General features: G+C 36.1%; 7 protein-coding genes. 6 read left to right on the forward strand and 1 reads right to left on the reverse strand.

What is annotated here, in order from left to right; all coding sequences use genetic code 11:
* Positions 1 to 526: PAS domain S-box protein (locus tag ABI657_RS18905; RefSeq protein WP_348098827.1), on the reverse strand; the 526-nt coding region annotated here is incomplete at its 3' end.
* A gap of 285 nt (positions 527 to 811) precedes the next feature.
* On the opposite strand from ABI657_RS18905, the gene ABI657_RS18910 reads away from it, so the two are divergent.
* The 6 genes from ABI657_RS18910 to ABI657_RS18935 all read left to right on the forward strand — a co-directional run bounded on the left by ABI657_RS18910 (position 812) and on the right by ABI657_RS18935 (position 4,716).
* Positions 812 to 1,192 (forward strand): hypothetical protein, encoded by a 381-nt coding sequence (locus ABI657_RS18910; RefSeq protein ID WP_348098828.1) that lies wholly within the window; start codon positions 812 to 814, stop codon positions 1,190 to 1,192.
* A 164-nt stretch (positions 1,193 to 1,356) separates the two neighbouring features.
* On the forward strand, positions 1,357 to 1,578 hold the full coding sequence (locus tag ABI657_RS18915; RefSeq protein ID WP_348098829.1) for a BON domain-containing protein: 222 nt from the start codon (positions 1,357 to 1,359) through the stop codon (positions 1,576 to 1,578).
* A gap of 105 nt (positions 1,579 to 1,683) precedes the next feature.
* Complete coding sequence (locus ABI657_RS18920) at positions 1,684 to 2,241, forward strand: general stress protein (RefSeq protein WP_348098830.1); 558 nt, start codon at positions 1,684 to 1,686, stop codon at positions 2,239 to 2,241.
* 34 nt (positions 2,242 to 2,275) lie between these two features.
* Positions 2,276 to 2,674 (forward strand): hypothetical protein, encoded by a 399-nt coding sequence (locus ABI657_RS18925; protein ID WP_348098831.1) that lies wholly within the window; start codon positions 2,276 to 2,278, stop codon positions 2,672 to 2,674.
* Between the two features lie 205 nt (positions 2,675 to 2,879).
* Positions 2,880 to 3,548 carry a BON domain-containing protein gene (locus tag ABI657_RS18930; RefSeq protein WP_348098832.1) on the forward strand — a complete coding sequence of 223 codons (669 nt, stop codon included), beginning with the start codon at positions 2,880 to 2,882 and terminating at the stop codon, positions 3,546 to 3,548.
* Positions 3,549 to 3,669: 121 nt separating this feature from the next.
* Positions 3,670 to 4,716: a pesticidal protein Cry7Aa gene (locus ABI657_RS18935; RefSeq protein WP_348098833.1), complete on the forward strand. Its 1,047-nt coding sequence runs from the start codon at positions 3,670 to 3,672 to the stop codon at positions 4,714 to 4,716.
* Position 4,717 lies beyond the last annotated feature (1 nt).

Raw genomic sequence — 4,717 nt, forward strand, 5'->3', positions numbered from 1 at the left:
TTTTTAATTTACTGAGTTCTTTTTCCTTTTCCAGGGAAATACTCACTTTTTCTTTAGCTTTTTCCAAAGCAAAAATAGTATCGTTGAGCGATTTTGTCCTCTCCTCGACAAGTTCTTCCAGATGAGATGCATAATCCTTATACCGTTCCTCTTCTACTTTCTGCTGAGACAAATCATGAATAAAACCGGCATAAATAGTTCTGCCAGAATAAATTACTTCACTAACTCCGAGTTTCATAGGAAAGAGATACCCTCCTTTACGCATGCCTGTTAGTTCGCGACCTATGCCAATTATACTAGGCTTTCGGGTGGTTTTGTACTTACTCAAATAGTTATCATGACTTTCTCTATCCGGTGAAGGCATTAACATTGAAATGTTTTTGCCTATAACTTCCTCCTGCTGATAACCAAAAAGTACACAGCCGGCCGGATTAATAGTTTCGATAGTACCAATGTCGTCTATGGTAATGATGCCATCCAAAGCATTTTGTACTAGAGCGTATAGCAGTGCGGCATTATCCATCATCAAATCGATCAAATTATGATGATCCTTATAAAGGTCGGCTATTTAAAAATGGAAAGTTGCATTTCTCCTGAATTTCACACTATAATTTACACATTGTCATTGATTTAACAAGAAACAGTACTTATCAAGTTTATTTTAATTGTTTTATACCCTATTAAGTAATTGGAAATATTCGCAGTGAATGGCTTCCATAAAATGATATACATCATTCTTTATACAGCTTTAACTCATTTCAAATTAAAGTATTATACCGCTTCTTTGGCATGAAAACCTTAAACAAATTTGATGTCATACAATCCGAGACCACTATGCATGCTGCTTAGAAAAGACGAATCAAAAGCAACAGATGCATTTCAGACCGCTTTGACCAATTTAGAATTTAAACATTCTGTTACCGTATTCAAAGACAGTAATTTATGTATGAAACATTTAAAAGAAGGATCTGGCCTTGCTACGCCAATGGTGTTTTTCAATTTAAATGCTGGATCTAAATGTCTAAGCGAAATAGTATCCATCAGAAATAATAAACAAAGTAAAAATCTTTCAATTGTGGTATACGATCCTAAAGGAGCACTGTGTGATGAAGATACCTTCATCGCAGGAGCCAATATCTATATTAAGAAATCAAGCGATGCTGCAGAATTGAAAAAAGGACTAAAAAAGTAATCAAGATGGATTGGCACTTCGAATCAGGAAAATTAAATAGGGAGACGTTCTTCCTATCGGTTTAACTGCAGTTTTATTTTTTATTTCAAAAGTGCCCTGGATCATTTTTATTGCTGATGCCTGTCATTTTAGAATCCTTCCTGTTACCTCAACTTTGTACAGCAATGAAAAAGCATAATAAGATCTTCTGGAAGGCTAACTGGGAAACCCTATTGAACGCAGTTAACGGATGCAAATCAATAAAGAAGTTATCAAACGGCACTAAAAAAAACCACATCGCGATAGATTTGGCACTTAATGCCATAAAAACAGACGAAAATGAGGTCAGCCTGAAAGGCAAAGTAGACTCGCCATATCAAAAAGAACTGGCTGAAAAAATTACATAAAAAGGGCTTGGGTACGAAATGTAAAAAACAATCTCAAAGTAATCCGTGAACATGCAGAAAAAATATCAGATTGATTTATAAAACAACTCACTACATACAATCAACATGAAAAACACAAATACATTAGTTGCCTTTTATGACACTCATCTTAAAGCTGAAACAGTTATTAAGAAACTCGAAAAAAGCGGATTCGATATGACCAAACTATCCATCATAGGAGCAGATTACCATACCGATGAAACCGTAACGGGTTACTACACTGTTGGAGACCGTATGAAAAAATGGGGAAGTTTTGGGGCTTTCTGGGGTGGCTTCTGGGGATTATTGTTTGGATCCGCTTTCTTTTTTATTCCGGGCCTTGGACCTTTATTAGTTGCGGGACCGCTTGTTTCTGCCATTATTGGGGCGCTTGAAGGTGCAGCATTACTAGGCGGAAGTAGTGTACTTGCAGCAGCACTCGTGAGTTTGGGAATCTCAAATCATGAGGTATTGAAATATGAAACGGAAATCAAGGCAGGCAAGTTTATGCTTTTGGTACATGGAAGCAAGGTCCAAACTGAAAATGCCCGAAAAGTGCTTGGAATCCATATTGCTAAAGAAAACGGTGTAAAAGAAGAGCACTTTCCATCTGCCGAGGAAATCGAAGCAGATGCAATGCAATAAGTGAAAAAAAATTAAAACTTATATCCTTAAGAAAATGAAAACTATAAACCAATTAGGCATTTACTTAGATCATGCCTCCGCCAATTTAATCGATTTTAACGCTAATGATAAAGATAACCAGAGTGTAATGTCTGAATTTGATATGCAGGATAAACATGAAACCCTGCAAAGAAGCGAAAGTGAAATGCACCATAAAGAGCAGAATAAACAAAGGGCATATTTTAAGAAAATTGCGACTCTCGTCATTGGCTATAATGAACTCGTATTATTTGGCCCTACTACTGCAAAAACTGAATTGCTACACTTTTTGCAAAAAGACAACAGTTTTGCTAAAATTAAAATGGAAGCTGAAAACACCAATAAAATGAACCTTCAGCAGCAAGAGGTTTTTGTTCGCGACTATTTTAAAAAGTTTGACTTTAAAAATAGTTGAGATGGAAAATATACTTTTTAAAATAAACTGCTATGCCGCAGAAAATGGAATCCTAATCAAAGCCATTTCCATTTACCAGAGCATTCAGTATTACCTGGGAATTGTATTTCCAATCTGATTAATAAGGGTTACCGTTTCTCTCAATGATTTTTTTTCCAGTAGGCATTAATTATAAATGAATTATAAATTTTTAAATACATACATTATGAAAACCAACGAAGAATTACAAAAAGATGTTCAAAATGCCATCAAATGGGAACCGCTTTTACATGCTGCAGAAATTGGAGTAACCGTAAAAGATGGTGTAGTGACTCTGACAGGTATAGTAGACGGATATTATAAAAAAAAGGAAGCTGAAAACGCAGCCAAAAATGTATCGGGAGTAAAGGCCGTTGTCGAGGAAATAGAGATCAAATACTCCAATACCTTTACCAAAACTGACAATGATATTGCAAATGAAGTCTTAAAAGCCTTAAAATACAATTTGTCCGTAGCGGAAGATCATGTTAAGGTAAAAGTAGAAGACGGCTGGGTTACGCTCGAGGGTGAACTGAACTGGAATTTTCAGAGACAAGATGCCAAAACTGCTATTAGCTTTTTACCAGGAGTAAAAGGGGTGACCAATGAGATCAAAATCAAATCGGACATCAAAGATGCCATTGAAAAAAAGGATGTCGAAAAAGCACTTGCACGAAGCTGGTCACTCAATGCAAAAGATATCACGGTAACTGTAAACGGTACCAATGTGAAACTAACGGGTTTTGTTGATTCTGTTTATCAAAAAGATCAAGCTGAGAAAATCGTTTGGAAAACTCCGGGGATATGGTCCATTGACAATGATCTTGTGGTGGAATATGATTATGCAATGTTGTAAAAGGTACAAAAAAATAGAGGGCGTTGCCCTCTATTTTTTATTTACAGCTTCGGTTGATTGTATAACTTGTACTTTAAATAATGAGTGTCACAAGATCGCTTTAAACACTTAAATCAGCATTATGATATCGATAAAAAGAGAAGGGATAATACTAGAGAAAACCGAACTTGTATTTGAAAACGAAGGGGTAATGAATCCGGCTGTTATCAAAAAAGGGAATGCCGTCCATCTTTTTTATCGCGCCGTAAGCCATGATAATCATTCAACTATAGGCTACTGTAAACTAGAGGGACCTTTAAGCGTTGTTCAGCGAAACACTGCACCACTAATTATTGCTGAATTTGACTATGAAAGTCACGGACTAGAAGATCCAAGAATAGTAAAAATCGAAGACATTTATTATCTGACTTATACCGCATTTGATGGCGTAAATGCCTTAGGTTGTCTGGCCGTTTCTAAAGATTTAATCAATTTTGAAAAAAAAGGAATAATTGTGCCCACCATTACCTATGCCAAGTTTAATCAATTGACAAACGCTAAAAATTCAGCCAACAGCAAATATTTTAGATACAACCAGCACAATGGAATGGTCGAACAAGAAGGAAAAAAAATACTTATTTGGGATAAAAATGTTATTTTCTTTCCCAGAAAAATAAAAGAGAAATTCTGTTTTATGCACCGTATCAAGCCGGAAATCCAGATTATTGTTGCTGTTACATCTCTTACAGAGCTAACAGCTGCATTCTATAATAACTATTTCCTGAATTTTAATGACCATATTCTGCTGTCACCAAAATACGATCATGAATCTAGTTATGTCGGTGGCGGATGTCCGCCGATAGAAACGCCAAAGGGATGGCTTATTATTTACCACGGAGTCAGGGATAGCATCGATGGATACATATATTCGGCTTGTGCCGCTTTATTGGATCTTGATAATCCGCAGATTGAAATAGCCCGCCTGCCCTATCCCCTTTTTGGCCCAGAAAAGGACTGGGAATTACAAGGACAAGTAAATAATGTGTGTTTCCCAACAGGAACAGCTATTTTCAAGGATACTTTATATATTTATTATGGTGCCGCAGATGAACAAATTGCCTGCATATCGGTCAGCTTATCAGGTTTAATTAATGAATTAATGCTTAATACTAAGAAAAATGACAATTAAG

Origin of the sequence: Flavobacterium sp., assembly GCF_039930565.1 — a bacterium.
GTDB lineage: Bacteria > Bacteroidota > Bacteroidia > Flavobacteriales > Flavobacteriaceae > Flavobacterium.

Coding starts and splice junctions, on each gene's coding strand:
- ABI657_RS18930 (WP_348098832.1), top strand. CDS start 2,880: ATGAAAACCAACGAAGAATTACAAAAAGATGTTCAAAATGCCATCAAA.
- ABI657_RS18915 (WP_348098829.1), top strand. CDS start 1,357: ATGAAAAAGCATAATAAGATCTTCTGGAAGGCTAACTGGGAAACCCTA.
- ABI657_RS18910 (WP_348098828.1), top strand. CDS start 812: ATGTCATACAATCCGAGACCACTATGCATGCTGCTTAGAAAAGACGAA.
- ABI657_RS18935 (WP_348098833.1), top strand. CDS start 3,670: ATGATATCGATAAAAAGAGAAGGGATAATACTAGAGAAAACCGAACTT.
- ABI657_RS18925 (WP_348098831.1), top strand. CDS start 2,276: ATGAAAACTATAAACCAATTAGGCATTTACTTAGATCATGCCTCCGCC.
- ABI657_RS18920 (WP_348098830.1), top strand. CDS start 1,684: ATGAAAAACACAAATACATTAGTTGCCTTTTATGACACTCATCTTAAA.